16 protein-coding genes are annotated in these 20,350 nt (G+C 70.9%); 13 read left to right on the top strand and 3 right to left on the bottom strand.

Translation table 11 applies throughout. The annotated features are described in order from the left end of the window. Positions 1-101: 101 nt before the first annotated feature. Complete coding sequence (locus tag AB0959_RS35055; protein ID WP_366830760.1) at positions 102-2,906, bottom strand: beta-L-arabinofuranosidase domain-containing protein; 2,805 nt, start codon at positions 2,904-2,906, stop codon at positions 102-104. Positions 2,907-3,267: 361 nt separating this feature from the next. On the opposite strand from AB0959_RS35055, the gene AB0959_RS35050 reads away from it, so the two are divergent. From AB0959_RS35050 to AB0959_RS35030, 5 genes are all read left to right on the top strand, one after another. Beyond that, entirely contained in the window at positions 3,268-5,391 is a 2,124-nt protein-coding gene (locus AB0959_RS35050) for a ricin-type beta-trefoil lectin domain protein (protein WP_366830759.1), read from the top strand. Positions 5,392-5,499: 108 nt separating this feature from the next. Beyond that, a complete protein-coding gene (locus AB0959_RS35045) occupies positions 5,500-6,654 on the top strand; it encodes a histidine kinase (RefSeq protein ID WP_366830758.1) in 1,155 nt (384 codons plus the stop codon). A 31-nt stretch (positions 6,655-6,685) separates the two neighbouring features. Next, positions 6,686-7,330 (top strand): response regulator transcription factor, encoded by a 645-nt coding sequence (locus tag AB0959_RS35040; RefSeq protein ID WP_366830757.1) that lies wholly within the window; start codon positions 6,686-6,688, stop codon positions 7,328-7,330. Positions 7,331-7,439: 109 nt separating this feature from the next. Beyond that, on the top strand, positions 7,440-8,102 hold the full coding sequence (locus tag AB0959_RS35035) for a TetR family transcriptional regulator (protein ID WP_366830756.1): 663 nt from the start codon (positions 7,440-7,442) through the stop codon (positions 8,100-8,102). 80 nt (positions 8,103-8,182) lie between these two features. Next, entirely contained in the window at positions 8,183-9,415 is a 1,233-nt protein-coding gene (locus tag AB0959_RS35030) for a cytochrome P450 (RefSeq protein WP_366830755.1), read from the top strand. Between the two features lie 102 nt (positions 9,416-9,517). Here AB0959_RS35030 and AB0959_RS35025 read toward each other — a convergent pair whose 3' ends face one another. Continuing rightward, positions 9,518-10,285 carry a glucose 1-dehydrogenase gene (locus AB0959_RS35025; RefSeq protein WP_366830754.1) on the bottom strand — a complete coding sequence of 256 codons (768 nt, stop codon included), beginning with the start codon at positions 10,283-10,285 and terminating at the stop codon, positions 9,518-9,520. 161 nt (positions 10,286-10,446) lie between these two features. On the opposite strand from AB0959_RS35025, the gene AB0959_RS35020 reads away from it, so the two are divergent. The 8 genes from AB0959_RS35020 (at position 10,447) to AB0959_RS34985 (ending at position 19,455) form a co-directional block, all read left to right on the top strand. Next, positions 10,447-10,962: a MarR family transcriptional regulator gene (locus tag AB0959_RS35020; RefSeq protein ID WP_366830753.1), complete on the top strand. Its 516-nt coding sequence runs from the start codon at positions 10,447-10,449 to the stop codon at positions 10,960-10,962. A 205-nt stretch (positions 10,963-11,167) separates the two neighbouring features. Continuing rightward, positions 11,168-11,890: a response regulator transcription factor gene (locus tag AB0959_RS35015; protein ID WP_366830752.1), complete on the top strand. Its 723-nt coding sequence runs from the start codon at positions 11,168-11,170 to the stop codon at positions 11,888-11,890. A gap of 367 nt (positions 11,891-12,257) precedes the next feature. Beyond that, positions 12,258-13,499 carry a cytochrome P450 gene (locus tag AB0959_RS35010; RefSeq protein ID WP_366830751.1) on the top strand — a complete coding sequence of 414 codons (1,242 nt, stop codon included), beginning with the start codon at positions 12,258-12,260 and terminating at the stop codon, positions 13,497-13,499. Between the two features lie 47 nt (positions 13,500-13,546). Further along, positions 13,547-13,744, top strand: a complete 198-nt coding sequence (locus AB0959_RS35005) for a ferredoxin (RefSeq protein WP_366830750.1) — start codon at positions 13,547-13,549, stop codon at positions 13,742-13,744. Then, complete coding sequence (locus AB0959_RS35000; protein ID WP_366830749.1) at positions 13,741-14,925, top strand: FAD-dependent oxidoreductase; 1,185 nt, start codon at positions 13,741-13,743, stop codon at positions 14,923-14,925. The genes AB0959_RS35005 and AB0959_RS35000 overlap by 4 nt, the downstream gene beginning before the upstream one ends. Positions 14,926-14,971: 46 nt before the next feature. Beyond that, a complete protein-coding gene (locus AB0959_RS34995; RefSeq protein WP_366830782.1) occupies positions 14,972-15,811 on the top strand; it encodes an SDR family oxidoreductase in 840 nt (279 codons plus the stop codon). A gap of 60 nt (positions 15,812-15,871) precedes the next feature. Further along, complete coding sequence (locus AB0959_RS34990; RefSeq protein WP_366830748.1) at positions 15,872-17,701, top strand: NAD(P)/FAD-dependent oxidoreductase; 1,830 nt, start codon at positions 15,872-15,874, stop codon at positions 17,699-17,701. A 20-nt stretch (positions 17,702-17,721) separates the two neighbouring features. After that, positions 17,722-19,455, top strand: coding sequence for a hypothetical protein (locus tag AB0959_RS34985; RefSeq protein ID WP_366830747.1), 1,734 nt, complete (start codon positions 17,722-17,724; stop codon positions 19,453-19,455). A gap of 31 nt (positions 19,456-19,486) precedes the next feature. Here the strand turns inward: AB0959_RS34985 and AB0959_RS34980 are convergent, their stop codons facing one another. Then, positions 19,487-20,350: a LysR family transcriptional regulator gene (locus AB0959_RS34980; protein ID WP_366830746.1), complete on the bottom strand. Its 864-nt coding sequence runs from the start codon at positions 20,348-20,350 to the stop codon at positions 19,487-19,489.

Genomic DNA, 20,350 nt, shown 5'->3' with positions numbered 1-20,350 from the left:
TACTGAGAACGCAGTACGCGCGGTCCTCCGTGTCATCCGTGGGACTGACCACGGAGGGACACGGGGGACCACTCGTACGACCCGCCCTCAGGGCATGGCCGTCAGCTCACGTACTTCGCGTTCTGCGCCGTGGTGACCACCTTCTGTCCGTCGGCCCGGGAGAGCAGGCCCGCCGACACCCACGAGTCCACGGTCGCCCGCACCCGCGTCACCAGCGAGCCCTTGTTGCCGAACGGCGCCCCCGCCCAGATCTCGTCCAGGAGCGTCGTACCGTCGGACCTCGCCGGGTTGGCCACACCGGAGTCGGTGGTGCCGAAGACGACCTTGGGCTCGGAGCGCCGGACGTACGCGTGCGTGGGGTCCTCGGTGCCTTCGGAGAAGGGAGCGAACTCGGTGCCGCCCAGCGTGTAGTGGAGCGGCTTGCCCGACACGGGCGTCAGCGACGGCAACAGGTCGCCGGAGAGCGCCGCGTTGGCGTACAGCCCGGCCTGGAGGTAGCTGGTGCTCGTGTTGCGGCCGACCAGGTTGACCGGGCCGTAGAACAGCGTCTGCAGGGACGGGTCGTCCGGCGTCTTCTCCACCCGCAGCCGGAAGGGCATGGCGACGCGCACGGTGTCACCGCCGCGCCATGTCCGGGAGATGGTGAAGTAGCTGCCGGGGTTCGGAGTGCCGCCGACCGCACGGCCGTTGACGGTTACCTTGAAGCCGCTCGTCGCCCAGGACGGCACGCGCAGCTTCAGCTCGAAGGCCGCGCTGCCGCCGCCGATGGTGAGCGTGGAGCCCTGCTCCCTCGGGTAGTCCGTGGTCTGCGTGACGGTGACGCCCTTCTCGGACCAGGTCAGGGTGGACGGGCTGTAGAGGTTGACGTAGAGCGCGCTGCCGTCGGCCTTCCTGAAGTACACGGAGTCCTGGTATTTGGTGGCGCTCTCCATGCCCGTGCCCTCGCAGCAGGTCGTGCCCTGCTTGGGCGTGTAGTCGCGTACGTGTCCGGGCTTGAGGCCGATGAAGTACGTGACGAGCGGCTTCTCCGCGTCGGCCTTGTCCTGCTTGGAGCCGAGGACCTGGTTGTACAGGGCCCGCTCGTAGTAGTCCATGTACTTCGGGTCCTGGTCGTGGAAGAACAGCATCCGGCTCAGCTTGAGCAGGTTGTACGCGCAGCAGGTCTCGGCGTTGGTGTCGCTGATCGTGCCCGCGACGACCCCGCGCGCCTTCCAGAACTCGGCCGTGCTCGTGCCGCCGATGCCGTACATGCGGTGCGGGACGACCATGCCCCAGAAGTTCTTGGCCGCGGTGAGGTAGCGGGTCTCGCCGGTCGCGTCGTACAGCCGGACGTAGCCGGTGAAGATCGGGATGTGCTGGTTGGCGTGCAGGCCGTCCAGGGTGTCGGTGTTGGCGGCGCAGGCGTCGATGAGCTTGTCGAGGTCGAACAGCTTGGCCAGCGCGAGGTGTTCGGCCTTACCGGTGATCGAGTGCAGGTCGACGATCGTCTCGACGATGCCGCCGAACTCGCCGCTGGAGAAGATGCCCCACATCCGCTGCAGGGTGGCGTCGGGCAGCTTGGACAGCCGGGAGTGCATCCAGTCGCACATGCCGGACGCGAGGTCGAGCGCCCGGTCGTCGTCCGTGGCGAGGTGGGCGTCCAGCAGGCCCTTGAGGATCTTGTGCGCGGTGTAGTAGGGCGCCCACACCTTGGTGTAGTCGCCGCTGGTCATCGACTCCAGCGCGATGAACTGGGTCTCCGGGTACGCGGCGAGGAACCCGGCGTGGCTCGGTGCGCCCCAGGTGCGGCGCAGGGTGGCGGTCAGCCCGCGCCCCGAGGCGTCCGTGAAGGTGCCGCCCGTGGTCTCGGAGAAGTCGTACGACGCCAGGTCGCCCCGGCCGGCCGGGCTCTCGGAGGCCCGGTCGCCCTGCAGTGCCGTGATCTCGGCGGCGGTCAGGGCCCGCGACCAGACGTTGAACTCGTCGAAGGCGCCCGCGAACACGGGGTCGGTGGAGAAGTTGGAGCGGCCCAGCCAGTTGTTCGCCAGGGTGCCCAGGGCCGCCGGGTCGAGGGTCATCGACGTGTTCGTGGCGACGGCCGTGCCGTTGACGTGGAGGGTGCCGGTGCTGCCGCTGATCGTGACGGCGAGGTGGCTCCACTGGTTGAGCGGGAGCGCGGCGGTGCCGTTGAGGCCCTGCTCGCCGCCGGGTCCGTTCGTCGTGATGGCGAACCGAGGGACGCCGCTCCCGTTGCGGGCGGCCAGGTACAGGTATCGGGTGTTGTTGTCGCCGAAGTCGAAGATCCGGGTCCAGTTGGCGTCGTGCGTGGGCTTCACCCAGGCCGACAGCGTGATCGCCGAGGCACCTGAGAGCACGGTGTTCGGCAGGTCGACGTACTGGTACGAGCCCCGGACGTTCTCCTGGGCGGTGCCGAACCTCCCCGTCACGCCGAGCACGACCGGGTCCTCGCGCAGAGCCGCGCGCACGTCCGTCAGCGCGCCCACCATGGTCCGGATCCTGTCGGCGTACACCTGGTCCCCGGTGGACGCGTACGCCTGCGACAGCATGGTCAGGAAGTGCCCGGTGTAGTGGCCGCGCAGATTGCCGTTGGCCTCGCCGTCCAGCCCCTCCCAGCCGCCGGGGGCGACGGCACCGCCCGTGGAGAGCCCGGCGTTGGCACGGAAGACCTGCAGCAGCCGGTTCACGTCGTAACCGCGCCCGTGATCGAGCATCAACTGGCGCTTGGTGGCGAAGACGCCCTGGCCGAGCCTGACGTCCTTCAACTCGAACGGCCGCAGCGTCCAGGCGGACGGCGCCGGGACCGTGGCCGCGGCTGCCCGGCCGGTGGCGGAGTACGCCATCGCCGGTGCCGCCGTGGCGAGCAGCGCGGCCTGGAGGAGGGCTCGTCTGGGGAGGGCGGGTGCCATGCGTTCCTCGTCTCTGCACGGGGGTGGGGGACCGGCCTTGCCGGGCGGGGCCGCAGTGTGTTCGAAATACCGTACAGCGTACGGAAGTTCGACCAGAAGATAGGTTTGGAGAGCGATCACGTCAACGCTTCCGGCGCTTTCTGTTCCGGTTGGCAGCGTGCGGTGCGGGGGCCTGGTGCGTGCCATCCTCCGCGGCTCGTGGGGGTGTTGGAGGTAATCCGGTCGTAACGAGCCGTTGACTTCCGCAGGGTGGCGGCCCTAGCTTCAGCGCGCCGGTCGGTTCGGCAACTCGTTCAGCGTTCGGTATGTCGACCGGATCTCGTGTGTGCTCGGTTGTCGTGCCCTCCGGAAGGAACCCCCCATGCCCCTTGAGCAGTTCGTCCCCCGTGCAAGACGTCTGTGCAGAGCCGTCCTCGTCCGTACCGCGGTGCTCGCGACGGCCGCCGGCGCGCTGGTCGCTCTCCAGAACCAGGGGAGCGTCCAGCAGCAGGGGAGTGCCGATCTCGGCCGGACGCAACCGGTCGCGGTGACGTCGAACCAGATCGCGGTCCCGCCCGCGCCGATGGGCTGGGCCTCCTGGAACACCTTCGCCGCGAAGATCGACTACAACGTGATCAAGGCGCAGGTCGACGCGTTCGTCGCGTCCGGACTGCCCGACGCCGGCTACAAGTACATCAACATCGACGAGGGCTGGTGGCAGGGCACCCGTGACAGCGCGGGCGACATCACCATCGACGAGTCCGAGTGGCCCGGCGGCATGAGCGCGATCGCCGACTACATCCACAGCAAGGGACTCAAGGCGGGCATCTACACCGACGCGGGCAAGGACGGCTGCGGCTACTACTTCCCGACGGGACGCCCGGCGGCCCCCGGCAGCGGCAGCGAGGGCCACTACGAGCAGGACATGCTCCAGTTCTCGAAGTGGGGCTTCGACTACGTCAAGGTCGACTGGTGCGGCGGTGACGCCGAGGGGCTCGACGCGAAGACGACGTACCAGGCCATCAGCGACGCGGTCACGAAGGCCTCGGCCACCACGGGCCGTCCGCTGACCCTCTCGATCTGCAACTGGGGCAAGCAGAACCCCTGGAACTGGGGCGCCGGCATGGCCGCCCTGTGGCGCACCAACACCGACATCATCTTCCACGGCAACGCGCCCTCGTGGGACAGCATGCTCGCCAACTTCGACGCGAACACGCATCCGACGGCCCAGCACACCGGCTACTACAACGACCCGGACATGCTGATGGTCGGCCTGGACGGCTTCACCGCCGCCCAGAACCGCAGTCACATGAACCTGTGGGCCGTCTCCGGCGCCCCGCTCCTCGCCGGCAACAACCTGTCCACGATGAGCACCGAGACCGCGAACATCCTGAAGAACCCCGAGGTCGTCGCCGTCGACCAGGACCCGCGCGGCCTCCAGGGCGCCAAGGTCGCCGAGGACACCACCGGACTGCAGGTCTACAGCAAGGTCCTCTCCGGCACCGGCAAGCGGGCCGTCGTCCTGCTCAACCGCACCGCCGGCGCGCAGAACATGACCGTCCGCTGGTCCGACCTCGGCCTGACCAACGCCTCCGCGACGGTCCGCAACCTCTGGACGCGCTCGAACGTGGGCAGCTTCGGCACCAGTTACACCGTCTCCGTCCCCGCCAAGGACTCGGTGATGCTCACCGTCACCGGCGGCACCGAGGCGTCGAGCTCCACGTACGAGGCCGAGGCCACCGCCAACACCAAGGGCGGCTCCGCCGCTGACGCGACCTGCGCGAACTGCTCCGGCGGCACCAAGGTCGGCGGTGTCGGCAACGGCGGCGCCAACACCCTCCGCTTCAACAACGTCGCGGCCGGCGCCACCGGCACCAAGGTCGTCGACATCGCCTACACCAACGGCGGCACCGCGACCCGTACGGCCCTCCTCCAGGTCAACGGACAGCAGGCGACCACGGTCTCCTTCCCGCCGACAGGCTCCTGGACCACGCCCGGCACCGTCTCCGTCCAGGTCTCCCTCGCCAAGGGGTCGGCGAACACACTGACCTTCTCCAACCCCTCCGCCTGGGCACCGGACCTCGACGCCGTCCAGGTGCGCCCGCAGCCCGGCATGAACGGGACCCAGGTCGTCGGACAGCAGTCCAACCGCTGCCTCGACATCAACAACAACACCATCGCCAACGGCACCGACGCCCAGCTGTGGGACTGCCACGGCGGTGACAACCAGACCTGGACCAACGTCACCTCGCGCAAGCAGTTCGTGGTCTACGGCAACAAGTGCCTCGACGCCTACAACCGCGGCACCACGAACGGCACCCGGGTCGTCATCTGGGACTGCAACGGCCAGACCAACCAGCAGTGGAACGTCGGCGCGGACGGCACCCTCACCAACGTGAACGCCGGCCTCTGCCTGAACGCCTCGGGCGCGGGCACCGCGAACGGCACCAAGCTCGTGCTGTGGTCATGCAACGGCGGCAGCAACCAGAAGTGGACCCTGCCGTAAGGAGGGCGCCCGAGGTGAGAGGGGTCCGGTCCGCACCCGGATCGGGCCCCTCGCCCTTCCTCGCGGCCCATCGCCCGCCCGTCCCGCGACTGGCTTAATCTGATCGCCATGCGCACGTCCCTGCGGCAGGCACGGCGGGCCACGGTCCACCTCGCCATCGCCGCGGCCATGGCCTTCGGCACGATCCTCTTCATCACCGTGCTGCTGATCACCGCTGTCGGAACGCTGACGGTCGTCGGTGCCTGGCTGCTGCCCGAGACCGTGCTGCTGATCCGCCGGATCGCCGGTGCCAAACGGGCCACGGTGACCGCGTGGACGGATGAGCCGATCACCGAGGCGTACCAGCCGATCAAGGGCACCCTGCGCGAACGCCTGCGTATCGCCGTGCTTGACCCCGGCACGCTCACCGACCTGCGCTGGATGATCGCCCACTACGTGTACGGCTGCCTGCTCGTCCTCGCCCTGCCGCTGTGGCCGGTGGCCCTGCTGGTGGACGGCGTACGGAGCGGGCCGCTGCGCCGCGAGCCCGTCGTGCTGCCGCTGATCGTGCGGCTCGCCGACCTGGAGGCCCGCTGGTCCACCGCCCTGCTCAAGCCCTCGCCGAAGGCCCGGCTCGCCGAGCGGGTCGAGGAGCTGACCCAGACCCGGGCCGGCGCCGTCGCCGCGCACGAAGCCGAGCTGCGCCGCATCGAGCGGGACCTGCACGACGGCACACAGGCCCGGCTGGTGTCCCTGTCGATGCGCATCGGGCTGGCCAAGCGCGCCTACGACGCGGACCCGGAGGCCGCGCGCCGGCTCCTGGAGGACGCGCAGGATCAGGCCGAGCACGCGCTGACCGAACTCCGGCTCGTCGTGCGCGGCATCCACCCGCCGATCCTCACCGACCGCGGCCTGGCCGGTGCGGTACGGGCGCTCGCGGCCAGCAGCAGCCTGGAAGCGACGGTCCACGTCGAAGGGCTGGAACACGACGAGCCACGGGCCCCGGCCGCGGTGGAGGCGGCCGCGTACTTCGTGGTGGCCGAGGCGCTGACCAACGCCGCCAAGCACAGCGGCTCCCCGCGCGCGGACGTCCACCTCGCCCGCGTCCCCAAGGGGGTGCGGGTCACCGTACGGGACGAGGGCCGCGGCGGTGCCGAGGAGACCGGCGGCACCGGGCTGCTCGGTATGCGGCGCCGCGTCGCCGCCCTGGACGGCACGGTGCGGGTGACCAGCCCCGCCGGGGGACCGACCATGATCGAGGTGGAGCTGCCGTGCGTATGGTGACCGGGACCAACGGAAGAGACAGGGAGCGGCCGTGCGCGTCGTGATCGCCGAGGACAACGCCCTGCTGAGAGAGGGACTCGTCCTGCTGCTGACGTCGTCCGGGCACGAGGTCGCGGCCGTGGTCGGCACCGGGCCCGAGATCCTTCCCGCCCTCCTCGAACACCGCCCGGACGTCGCCGTCCTCGACGTGCGGATGCCGCCCGGCTTCCGTGACGAGGGACTGCGCGCCGCGCTGGAGGTCCGCAAGGAGATCCCCGGGCTGCCGGTGCTGGTGCTCTCGCAGTACGTCGAGGAGTCGTACGCCGCCGAACTGCTGGGCGGCGGAGCGAGCGGCGTGGGCTACCTGCTCAAGGACCGGGTGGGCCGGGTCGACGAGTTCCTGGACGCCCTGGACCGGGTCGCCTCCGGCGGCACGGCCCTGGACCCCGAGGTGGTGACCGAACTCCTCACCCGCCGCGCCGAGTCCCCGCTCGCCTCCCTCACCCCGCGCGAGCTGGAGGTCCTCACACTGATGGCCGAGGGCCACGACAACACCACCATCGCCAGGACCCTCGTCGTCACGGAACGAGCCGTCAGCAAGCACATCGGCAACGTCTTCCTCAAGCTCGGCCTGCCCCCGAGCGACAGCGGCCACCGCAGGGTGCTCGCGGTGCTGGCGTACCTCAATAACGCCTAGCGCAGGGCCGTGGCTGGAACTCGGCACGTTTTAAGTCAATTGCTTGACTTGGCTGAGGCGGGTGGGATTGCCTGGGCTCGCGGCGACCACCGGATCACAGGAGGACGCGATGAGCCCGATCACGGCGGGCAGGACGGTACGGGCTGAGCGGGCCGGTGCCACGCGCGAGCTCATCCTGACCGCGGCGGAGCGTCTGTTCGCCGAGCACGGCGTGTACGCCGTGTCGAACCGTCAGGTCAGCGAGGCAGCCGGACAGGGCAACAACGCCGCGGTCGGGTACCACTTCGGCACCAAGGCCGACCTGGTCCGCGCCGTCGCCCGAAGACACGAGGAGCGGATCGAGGAGATCCGCGCGCGACAGCTGTCCTCGATCGCCGGCTCCACGGACGTACGGGACTGGGTGGACTGCCTGGTGCGGCCGATCCCCGAGCACCTGGCCGCCCTCGGCAGCCCCACCTGGTACGCGCGGTTCTGCGCCCAGGTGATGACCGACCCGGCGCTCCACCGGATCATGGTCGACGAGTCCCTGGCCTCCCCATCGCTGCGGCGGATCATCGCCGAGGTGAACCGGCGACTGCCCGACCTGCCTCCGGAGACGCACGCCGAGCGCGGTGCCATGGCGCGTCAGCTCATCGTGCACATGTGCGCCGAACGCGAACGGGCCCTCGCCGAGGGCACCGCAACCCCGCGGGCCAGCTGGCAGGACACCGCCACCGGCCTCGTCGACGCCATCCTCGGACTGTGGTCGGCGCCGGTGACGCCTTCCGGGTGACGGCGCTCAGCTCCCCCGTTCGATTCCCCCCACCACACACGTCACGAGTCCCGTTGGGGGCTCGAGAAATGGGTGCATCCATGAGCATCACGTCGAACGCGACGGGAGACCGCGCGGCCGACTCCGGAACCCTGCCGTTTCCGATGGACCGGGCGGCGGGCTGCCCGTTCGACCCGCCGCCCCGGCTGCGGGCCCAGCAGCAGGAGAAGCCACTCTCCAGGGTCCGCCTCTGGGACGGCAGCACGCCCTGGTTCGTCACCCGGCACGCCGACCAGCGCGCCCTGCTGGGCGACCCCCGGGTCAGCTCCGACGCCCTGCGGCCCGGCTACCCGAGGTCGGCCCCGAGCAACGGCCGGAACACCATCAGCTTCATCCTCATGGACGACCCCGAACACGCCCGGCTCCGGCGGATGGTGACGGGATCGTTCGCCGTCAAGCGGGTCGAGGCGATGCGGCCGGCCGTGCAGAAGATCGTGGACGACCTGATCGACGAGCTGCTGGCCGGGCCCAACCCGGTCGACCTGGTCCAGGCGTTCGCGCTGCCCGTGCCCTCGCTGGTCATCTGCGAGCTGCTCGGAGTCCCGTACGACGACCACGACTTCTTCCAGCGCAACAGCAGCGCACTTGTCAAACAGAGCCTGCCCGTCGACGAGCGGACGGCGGCCCAGCACGCCCTCTTCTCCTACCTCGACGACCTGATGGGCGTGAAACTGTCCCGCCCCGGCGACGACCTGCTGTCCGGCCTGGCGATCCGGGTCAAGAACGGTGAGCTGACCCGGGAGGAAGCGGCCCAGATGGGTGTGCTGCTGCTCCTCGCCGGGCACGAGACCACGGCCAACATGATCGCCCTCGGCACGGTCGCTCTGCTGGAGCACCCGGATCAGCTCGCCGTGCTGCGCGACGCGGACGACCCGAAGGTGATCGCCGCGGCGGTGGAGGAACTGCTGCGCTACCTCAACGTCACGCACAGCGGACGGCGCCGGGTGGCGCTGGAGGACATCGAGATCGCCGGGGAGGTGATCCGCGCGGGTGAAGGGATCGTCCTCCCCAACGAGATCGCCAACCGGGACCCCGAGGTCTTCACCGACCCGGACCACCTCGACCTGGAGCGCGACGCCCGCCGCCACGTGGCGTTCGGCTTCGGGGTGCACCAGTGCCTCGGCCAGCCGCTGGCCCGGCTGGAGCTCCAGGTCGTCTACAGCACCCTGTACCGGCGCATCCCCACGCTGCGGCTGGCCACCGGCGTGGAGCGACTCCCGTTCAAGCACGACGGCGCGGTCTACGGCGTCTACGAACTGCCGGTGGCCTGGTGACCGCTCCATAAGAAGCGGCCCGTCGCCGAAAGAAGCGGCCCGTCGCCGACCTCGGGCCGGCGGCGGGCCGCTCTGTGCGGTGCCTTCCGCTCGTCCTCTACATCACACGGCGGCCCAGCCGTCGTCGACGGGCAGGATGGCGCCGTTGACGAAGGCGGCGGCGTCGGAGGCGAGGAAGACGATCGCGGCGGCCTGCTCCTCGGCGCTGCCCAGCCGGCCGATGTTGGCGCCGATGAACTGGCCCACGACCGCGGGCCCGTGGGCCTGCTGGTCCGCGTCGACCTGGATGCCGGTCATCGTGGGGCCGGGGGCGATGGCGTTGGCGCGGATGCCCTGCTTGCGGTACATGACCGCGAGGTTCTTCACCAGGCCGATGACGCCGTGCTTGGAGGCGGTGTACGCGGCGCCGGCGGCACTGCCCCGCAGACCCGCCTCGGAGGCGGTGAAGATGATGGAGCCCCGCTCGGCGGCCAGCATGTGCGGCAGGGCGGCCCGGGTCAGCAGGAACGGAGCGGTCAGGTTGACCCTGATGACGCGCTCCCACTCGGCGTCGTCGACGTCCGCGAGGGCGGACATGCGGTCCATGATCCCCGCGTTGTTCACCAGCACGTCCAGCCCGCCGAAGGCCTCGACGGCCCGCTCGACGACCGTGTCCACCACGGTCTGGTCGCTCAGGTCACCGACGACGGCGAGGGCGGTGCCCCCGGCGCTCTCGATCGACTTGACGGTCTCCTCGGCGCCCTCCGGGTTCAGGTCGGCGACGACGACCTTCGCGCCCTCCTCGGCGAACCGCAGGGCCGCGGCCCTGCCGATGCCGCCTCCGGCGCCGGTGACGACCACGCTGCGGTCCTGGAGCCCGGTGCTGCTCATGCTGTCTCCTCATCTCGGTGGACGGGGCGGAGATCCCGGCCGGTGACACGTGACGGCCGCCCCGCGCCTTAATTGAGTTAGGCAAGCATATGGATTTACTTAAGTCAAGCAATAGCCAGCAGATTGCTTGACTTAGGCAATTTCACGCTAAGGTGTTGTCCATGCCCACACCACCGCTGGCAGACGTCCCCTCGCCGGAAGTGATCGAGATCGAACGCGCTCTGACGCGTGCCACCCAGCTGATCGGCCGGGCCCGGCTGCACGAGCGCCTGATGGCGCCGACCGGATTGCCGCTGGACCGGGCCGCCGTGACGGTACTGCGCCAGATCGCCGACTCCGAGCCGCTGCGGCCGGGGGAGTTGGCCGACCGGCTGGCGGTCGAGGCGTCCCATGTCACCCGGCAGGTGCAGCAGCTCCAGAAGTCCGGTTACGTCATCCGCGTCCCCGACCGTGACGACCGCCGGGCCCAGCGCGTCGAGCTCACGCCCAAGGGGCGGCGCGCCGTCGACCGCGTTCAGGAGGCGAGGTGCCGCGGCATGGCGACGGCCATGGCGGGCTGGTCGCACGGAGAGCTCCAGAACTTCGCGGCCCTCGTTCACCGCCTGGCCGACGACTTCGTGACCCGCGGTGAGGCGGGCGAGGGTGAAGCGCGGGCCCGGGCCGTGCCTTCCGCCTGACGCGCAGGGGGTGGGCCCACCGGGCGAGCGGCCGTCCACGCGCCCCCGCGACGACGGCCTGAGCCGCGCCGCTCGCCCGGAACCGCCGCCGCCTCCCTCGCCCTTTCGCCCTCGCGAGGCCCCACAGGGCCTTCAGTGACGCCCGCGTGTGCCTGCCGCCGCCGTCCCGGTGTGTGGCGCGAGCCCTGGATGAATGGTCTTTCCCATGTACGGCAGCATCAGTGAGAAACCCTCGGTCGCCCGTGGAGAGGGGCAGTACGTCCTGATCGTCGCCGACGATCCGGGCACGTCCGAACTGCTCTCCACGACGCTGGAACTGGCGGGCTATCGGACCGGCGTGACGATGACGGTCGGCGAGGCGGTGGCACGGCTCGCCGAGGACCCGGTCGACCTGGTCGTCCTCGACACGACGCTGCCGGACCTGGAGGAGGTCGCCCAGGGCCCCCGCCCCGTGATGGCCCACCGCCCGCCGGTGCTCCTCCTGGCCGCGTACGACGAACTGGCCAAGATCGTCCCCGGACTGGGACCGGGGGAACTGGACTACGTCACCAAACCCCTGCGGATAGCCGAAGTGCTGGCCCGGGTCCAGGTGTTACTGCGCGGCAAAGGGCCCTCGCGGCGTGAGGATGCGTTGGAGTACGACGATCTGGTGCTGGACGATCTCACCTGTCAGGCGCGGCGCGGACACCGGGTGCTGGACCTCACGCCCGCGGAGTTCCGGCTGCTGCGCCATCTGCTGGGCAACGCGCACAAGGTGCTGTCGAAGGAGCAGATCGCCCGGTATGTCTGGGGGGAGTACCGCGGGGACAACGCGATCGAGCAGCTCGTCTCCCGGCTCCGGCGCAAGGTCAACCAGGGCGGGCCGACGCTGATCCACACCCGCCGGGGCTTCGGCTACTGGCTCGGCCGTTCGGGAGACGGAGCATGAGGTGAACCCTCTGTGGCGTTTTTCAAGGAGCAAATGCGTCACTGTCGCGGCGGATCGTGGGCCGTCCTTCGGTGCTCCGGAGCGCGGGGCGGGGATGGCCTGCTGGTGGCCCTTTCGAGGGCTCGCGCGGTCACTCGGCGCCTTGGCGTGGCCGGATGAACGGCCTTGCCGGGCTGGAGTGTTGGGTGTAAGTGTCCTGTTCTGCCGACTCCGTGCCGGGTGACCGGTGTGTGATCCGGGCCACGTCAGCTTTCTGTCAGGAAACTGTCCGGCAGGCGTCAGTCCACTCTGTTTGCATGTGCTCATCGAGGCCTCGACTTCACCCGGCGCTCCGCTCCGACCGGAGCCCCCACCACCGAGGAGAGACATGGCCGACACCCTGGCCGGCACCACGCCCGACCCCGCTCCGGCTGTCCCCGAGTATCCGATGCCCCGGGACCTGCGCTGCCCGCTCGCCCCGCCGCCCGCCCTGGAGCCCCTGCGGGACGGCGCACCCGTCTCCAAGGTCAGGCTCTGGAACGGCAGCACGCCCTGGCTGATCACCCGTCACGCCGACCAGCGGGCCCTCCTCACGGACCCTCGCGTCAGCAACGACGACCATGAGCCCGACTTCCCCCACGTCAACGCCCACCGGGCGGCGATCGCGCCCCACACGCCGAAGCTCATCACCAACACCGACGCACCGGAGCACACCCGGCTGCGCCGGTCGGTCAACGCCCCGTTCCTCGTCAAGCGGATCGAGGCCATGCGGCCCGGCATCCAGAAGATCGTCGACGACCTGATCGACGCCATGCTCGCCGGCCCCAACCCCGCCGACCTGCTCACGGCCCTGGCGCTGCCCCTGCCCTCGCTGGTCATCGCCGACCTGCTCGGCGTGCCGTACAAGGACCACGGGTTCTTCCAGGAGAACAGCAACCGCGCCCTCGACAGCTCCCTCACGGCGGAGGAGGCGTCGGCCGCGAGCCGGGCGTTGGGCCAGTACATGGGCACGTTGTTCCGGGAGAAGCTCGAGAACCCGGGCGACGACGTGCTGTCCGAGATGGCGGGCCGGGTCAAGGCCGGCGAGATGGCCCGCGAAGAGGCCGTCAACATGGGTGTCGCCATGCTGATCGCCGGTCACGAGACCACCGCCACGATGATCAGCCTGGGCACCCTCGCCCTGCTGCAGCACCCCGACCAGCTAGCGCTGTTGCGGGAGAGCGACGACCCGAAGTTCGTCGCCGGCGCGGTGGAGGAACTGCTGCGCTATCTGTCCATCGTCCACTCGGGTCTGCGCCGGGTCGCCAAGGACGACATCGAGATCGGTGACCAGGTCATCCGCAAGGGCGACGGCCTCCTCTTCGACCTGCACGCCGCCAACTGGGACCCCCAGGCGTTCCCCGAGAGCGAGCGACTGGACCTGAGCCGTCCCGCGCGCCAGCACAACGCGTTCGGCTACGGCCCCCACCAGTGCCTCGGCCAGAACCTGGCCCGCCTGGAACTCCAGGTCGTCTACGGCACGCTCTACCAGCGCGTTCCCACGCTGAGCCTGGCCGCTCCGATAGAACAGCTGCCGTTCAACCACACGGGCACCACCTACGGCGTCAAGTGCCTGCCCGTCAGCTGGTGACACCCCCGCGAAAGACCGACCCCCCACAGAGGAACGAGGAGCAGACCATGCGTGTGGAACTGGACGAGCCGAAATGCGTGGCATCGGGGCAGTGCGTGATGGCATCCCCCGAGGTGTTCGACCAGCGCGACGACGACGGCGTGGCGATCCTGCTGGAGGAGAAGCCCGGCGAGGAACTCCTCGACGGGGTGCGCGAGGCCGTGGCGATCTGCCCGGCGGCGGCGATCCGGCTGGTGGAGGAGTGAGGCGCGTCGTCGTGGTGGGCGCCTCGGCCGCCGGACTCGCGGCCGTCGAGACGCTGCGCCGCGAGGGCTACGACGGCACCCTCACCCTCGTCGGCGACGAACCGCACGCCCCGTACGACCGCCCACCGCTGTCCAAGCAGCTCCTCTCGGGGGAGTGGAGCCCCGAGCGGCTGGCACTGCGGCCCTCGGCCGACCTCGACGCCCTCGACCTCTCCTTGCGTCTCGGCGTCGCCGCGACCGGGCTGGACGTGCCGGACCGTACGGTGCGTCTGGCGGACGGCTCGGCACTGCCGTACGACGGTCTGGTCGTGGCCACCGGCGTGCGCCCGCGCCGGCTGCCCGGTGAGGGCGCCCATGTACTGCGGACGCTCGACGACGCCGTGGCGCTCCGGGACCGGCTGGAGCCGGGGGTGCGGGTGGTCGTCGTGGGTGCCGGGTTCCTCGGGGCGGAGGCCGCCGCCGTGGCGTCGCGGCTCGGCGCCGAGGTGACCCTGCTCGAACCGGCGCCGGTGCCACTCGCCCACGCGGTCGGCGAGGAGATCGGCCAGGTGCTCTCGCGGGCCCACCTGGACCACGGGGTGGATTTGCGCACCGGGGTCACCGTGACCGCGGTGACCGAGGACGGGGTACGGCTCGCGGACGGTGAACTGGTCGACGCCGACGAGGTGCTGGTGGCCATCGGTTCGCTGCCCAACACCGAGTGGCTCGCCGACAGCGGCCTGGCCGTCGGCGACGGACTGAACTGCGACGAGTACTGCGAGGCCGCCCGCGACATCTACGCGGCCGGTGATGTCGCCCGCTGGTACAACCCGCTGTTCGGGGTGCCCATGCGGATCGAGCACCGCACCAACGCCGCCGAACAGGGCATGGCCGCCGCCCGCAACCTCCTGCGCCCCGAGGCCCGCAAGCCGTTCTCACCGGTGCCGTACTTCTGGTCCGACCAGTACGACATGAAGGTGCAGGCGTACGGCTATCTGCGCGGCCACGACGAGGTCGCCGTGGTGGACGGGGACCTGGCCGAGCGACGGTTCGTCGCGGTCTACCGCACCGGCGACCACGTCAGCGGGGCCCTCGCGGTCGGTATGCCGCCCAAGGCGATCCGGTCGTGGCGGCAGGCCATCGCGGCCCGCGCGACCTGGCGTGAGGCAGTGACGGCGGGAGACGACGGCAATGGCCGCTGACATCAAGGAGGTTGACGTCGAAAAGGCCGGCATAGGGGAGGTCGCCATGGTGGATCGTCCGTCCGACGAGGGCCGCGACGTGGTCGTGGTCACCGGCGCCGGAGGAATGGGCATGGCGGTCGCGCGCCGGCTGGGCAGTGGGCGGACCCTGTTCCTCGCCGAGGCCTCGCGCGAGCAGCTCGACCGTGCCGTCACCGCGCTCACGTCCGAGGGCTACGCCGTGCACGGCGTGCTGACCGACGTGTCCGACCGGGCGTCGGTCGAGAAGCTCGCGGAGCAGGCCGCCGGCGCGGGCCGAATCGAGGCCGTCGTGCACACGGCGGGCGTCTCCGCCGCGACCGCGTCGGCGAAGACGATCCTCGCGGTCAACCTGGTCGGCACGGTGCACGTGATCGACGCGTTCGAGGAGTCGGCCACACGCGGCACGTCGCTCGTCGTGATCGCCAGTCTGGCGGGCCACCACGCCTCCCTGACCCGGGAGGACGAGGCCGCGCTCGCCACGACCGACGCGGAGGACCTCCTCGCGCTCGCCGCCGTCGCCGCCATCGGGGACGACGCGATCGCCGCCTACATGGTGTCCAAACGCGCCAACCACCTCCGGGTGGAGGCGGCCGCGCTCGCCTGGAACCGGCGCGGGGCGACGATCAACAGCATCAGCCCCGGTGTGATCGCCACCGCGATGTCGCAGGCCGTGGCCGAGACGCCGGTGGGCGGACACATGCTCGAGATGCTCGACGCGTGCGGCGCCGGCCGCACCGGCACAGCGGGGGAGATCGCCGAGGCCGTGGCGTTCCTCACCGGCCCGCAGGCGCGGTTCGTCACCGGCACCGACCTGCTCGTCGACGGCGGGCAGGCGGCCTGGATGCGCCGGCACATGCGCCACTGACCGGTCCTTCCCGTGATCAGCCGAGGCCACAGAACACAAGACACAAGAGAAGAGGGCAGCATGTCCACCCCCCACACCCCGTCCGCCGATGCCCCCCTCACCCCCGAGGGACTGGGCTTCGACCCGGACGCCCTGCGCGCGAAGTACCGCGCCGAGCGCGACCGCCGGATCCGGCCCGACGGCAACCGCCAGTACCAGCGCGTCACGGGCGAGTTCGGCTCGTACGCCGACGACCCGTACACCGAGTTCGCCGAGCGGGAGCCCCTGCGCGACCGTGTCGAAGTGGTCGTCGTCGGGGGCGGGTTCGGCGGCCTCCTCGCCGGCGCGCGGCTGCGCCAGGCCGGAGTCGAGTCGATCCGGGTGATCGAACAGGCCGGGGACTTCGGCGGCACCTGGTACTGGAACCGGTATCCGGGCATCCACTGCGACATCGAGTCGTACATCTACCTGCCGCTGCTCGAAGAGGTCGGCTACGTCCCGAAGTGGAAGTACGCGCCCGGCGAGGAGATCCGGCAGCACGCGATGGCGATCGGCCGGCACTTCGACCTGTACCAGGACGCCTGCTTCCAGACCCAGGTGTCCGGACTGCGCTGGGACGACACCGAGTTGGAGTGGATCGTCACCACCGACCGCGGTGACGAGATGCGGGCGCGCCACGTGGTGATCTCCAGCGGAACGCTCAGCCGGCCCAAACTCCCCGGCATCCCCGGTATGGAGACCTTCAAGGGGCACACGTTCCACACCAGCCGCTGGGACTACGCCTACACGGGCGGCGACTCGGGTGGCGGCCTGACCGGACTCGCCGACAAGCGCGTCGCCCTCATCGGCACCGGCGCGACCGCCATCCAGGTCGTGCCCCACCTCGGGGCCGACGCGCGGCACGTGTACGTGTTCCAGCGCACGCCCTCCTCGGTCGACGTACGCGGCCAGCGCCCCACCGACCCGCAGTGGGCGAAGTCCCTCGAACCCGGCTGGCAGAAGCGGCGGATGGAGAACTTCCTCAAGACCGTCACCGGCATCCGGGTGGACCAGGACCTCGTGGAGGACTCCTGGACCAGCAGCGCCCGGCTGCAGGAGAAGCTGATCCCGACCAACGCCTACACGGACGTCCCGCCCGACGAGCGGGAGCGGCTGTACGAGATCGCCGACTTCCAGAAGATGAACGAGATCCGCGCCCGCGTCGACGCGACGGTCGAGGACTCCGAGACCGCCGAGGTCCTCAAGCCCTGGTACCGCTACATGTGCAAGCGGCCCACGTTCAGCGACACCTACCTGCAGACCTTCAACCGGCCCAACGTCACCCTGGTCGACACCGCCGACACCCACGGCGTGGAGAAGATCACCGAGAACGCCGTCGTGGTCGGCGGGGTGGAGTACGAGGTCGACTGCGTCATCTTCGCGACCGGCTTCGAGGTCGGTGTCTCCGGAATCCTGTCCGGGCTGCTGCCGGTGTCCGGCAGGGACGGCGTCAACCTGCTGCAGTCCTGGATGACCGCCGGCCCGAAGACGCTGCACGGGTTCTACAGCCAGGGATTCCCCAACCTCTTCCAGCTCGGCCCGCTGCAGAACGCCTCGGCCGTGAACTACGTGCACATTCTCGACGAACAGGCCACGCACGTCGCGGAGATCGTCGCCGAGGCGCGCAAGCGGCGGGCCCGGTACGTCGAGCCGACCGCCGAGGCCCAGGACGCCTGGGTGGCCACGATCCGCGAGAAGGCCGCCGACCTGCACAAGTTCCAGGCCGAGTGCACGCCCGGCTACTACAACAACGAGGGCATGCCGAGGGAGCGCAGCGAGTCGTTCGGCGACGGCCCGGTCGCCTTCCACGAACTGCTGCGGCGCTGGCGCTCCGACGGCGGCATGCGCGACGTCCTGGTCGACGCCGAATGAGCCGGAAAGGACCCGAGACGATGACAGAGGCAGTGACCGCCCGTCCCACCCGGTTCGACGACACCGGCCGACGGCGACCCGTCAGCACCCGCTGGGAGGCGGAGCGGCTCAACCCGCCCAACCGGCTGTGGGGTTCCAACGGCGTGGCGTTCGGCCCGGACGGGCGGCTGTACGTCGCCCAGTTCCTCGCCGGGCAGATCAGCGCCGTCGACCCGGCCTCCGGAGACGTCGAGGTGGTCGTACCGATGGACAGCCCGGTCCAGTCGCCGGACGACCTGGCCTTCGGCGCGGACGGCTCGATGTACGTCGCCGACCTGGTCCCCGGCCGGGTGTGGCGGCGCAGCCCGCTCGGCGAGTACACCCTCGTCTCCGAGGAGGTGACGAACCCCAACGGCATCACCTGCGTCGGCGACCGGCTCTTCGTCAACGAGATGAGGCCCGGCGGGCGGCTGCTGGAGCTGTTCCCCGACGGCGGTGACCCGGTGGTCCTCACCGAAGGGCTGGCCCTCGGCAACGCGATGCAGCTCGGCCCGGACGGCCACCTGTACTACCCGCACATGATGAGCGGCCGGAACCCGATGATGACGGGCCAGGTCTGGCGGATACCCCCGGACGGCGGCACGCCCGAACTGGTCGCGGACGACGTGCACCAGCCGGTCGCGGTCCGCTTCGACCAGGGCGGTGTCCTGCACGTGCTGTCGCGCGGCGTGGAGGGCATCGTCACCCGTATCGACCTGCACGGCAGCGGGTCCCGCGCCCTCGTCACCAGCGGTGTGGTCGGGCTGGACAACGCGGCGTTCGACGCGGAGAACCGGATGTTCGTCTCCAGCTTCTCCAGCGGCGGCGTCACCGAGATGCACCCCGACGGGCGCGTCCGCGAGATCGTGCCCCGTGGACTCGACGGTCCGTACGGGGTGACGATCGATCTCGGCGGCACGGTCTACGCGGCCGACCACTACCGGCTGGCCACTCCGGCGGTCACCCACGAGGGCGAGCCGCACGACGTCACGGCCGACGGCGACGGCCGGGACGGCGCCGAGCCGGGCGGGGTGACCACGCGCAACCTGATGCACTTCCACCACGGCCTCACCGCCGACGGCGAACTGCTGCACTTCACCTCGCAGTACGGCAACGTCCAGACCCACGACCCCGGGAGCGGGACCACTCGGGAACGGGCGAACGGGCTGAAGCGGCCCCTGGGGATCGCGGTGGGACCGGACGGCTCGCTCGTCGTCGCCGAGACGGACGCCGGCCGGGTCGTGGCCATCGATGACAGCGACACCCTCACCGTGCTCGCCGAGGGGCTCGACCACCCCGTCGACGTGGCCTTCGACGCGTCGGCGCGCTGCTACGTGAGCGACGACCGGCTCGGGGCCGTGCTCAGGATCGAGGACGGCAAGGCGGTGGTCGTCGCGGACGGCCTCGGGGCGCCGCAGGGCCTCGCGGTGCTGGGCGACGACCTGTTCACGGTCGAGACCGGGCACCGCAGGCTCCGGGCGATCTCCCTGACCACGGGGGAGAGCAGGACCGAGGCGGAGGACCTGCCGGTCGGGCCGCCCCCGGGCGTCGTGCCCCGCACCGAGCCCGCGCTGTTCGCCGGCGGCATGCCCGGCGCGGCCCTCCGCTTCGCCGGCCTCGCGGTCACCCCGGACGGAGCCCTGCTGCTCTCGGCCAACGGCGAGGGCACGGTGCTGCGGCTGACCAGGTCAGGGCCCGACACGGCGACGGGACAGCGCCGTACCCCGCCTGAGTGAGCCTCCGGCCGGGCGCCGGGCGGGCCGGGGCTCACGCCGTGCGGTAGAGCTCCGTGAGCAGTTCGATCGCGGCCTGGGTGGCGGGATGCGGGTCGTCCCGCCACCAGGCGAGCCGTACGGCGATCGGTTCGGCGTCGCGCACCGGCCGGTAGACCACGCCCGCGCGCCGGTACTGGTGGGCGGTGGCCTCCGCCGTGACCCCCACGTACCGACCCGTGGAGATCATGACGAGCCAGTCGTCGACGTCGTGCGTCTCCTCGGTCGCCGGGCGGGTGTCCGGCGGCCACAACTCCGTCGTGGTGGTGCCCGTCCGCCGGTCGACCAGCAGGGTGCGCCCACTGATGTCGGCGAGCCGGATCGAACGGCGCCGGGCCAGGGGGTCGTCGGAGGCCATGGCGCACAGACGCCGTTCCAGCCCCACGATGGCCGAGTCGAACCGGTGGTCGGACGGCGGCCTGCGGACCACTGCGAGATCGCAGGCGCCCTCCGCGAGCCCGGCGGTCGCGTGATTGACGCGGACCAGGTGCAGGTCGACCTCGGGATGCGCGGCACGCCAGCGGCGCTGGAAGGCCGGAGTGTGACGGCCGAGGGCCGACCAGGCGTACCCGACCCGCAGCCGGGTGTGCCCCGACGTGGCCTCCCGCACGAGTTCGTCCACCTCGCCGAGCACCCGCCGGGCGTGCGCCAGCACGCGCGTGCCGATCGCCGTGGGGTTCACCTCGCGGGAGGTCCGCCGCAACAGCCGTACCCCGAGGGCCTGTTCCAGGGAGGCCAGTGTGCGGGAGACGGCCGCCTGGGAGACACCGAGTGTGATGGCCGCGTCCGTGAAGGTGCCCTCCTCCACGATCGAGACGAGACAGCGCAGCTGCCGCAGTTCCACACCTGATCCATCCAT

The sequence above is a fragment of the Streptomyces sp. NPDC046862 genome (assembly GCF_040704615.1).
Taxonomy (GTDB): Bacteria; Actinomycetota; Actinomycetes; order Streptomycetales; family Streptomycetaceae; genus Streptomyces.
Note: the sequence above shows the minus strand (reverse complement) of the source record. Positions and strands in the feature narration are given on the sequence as shown.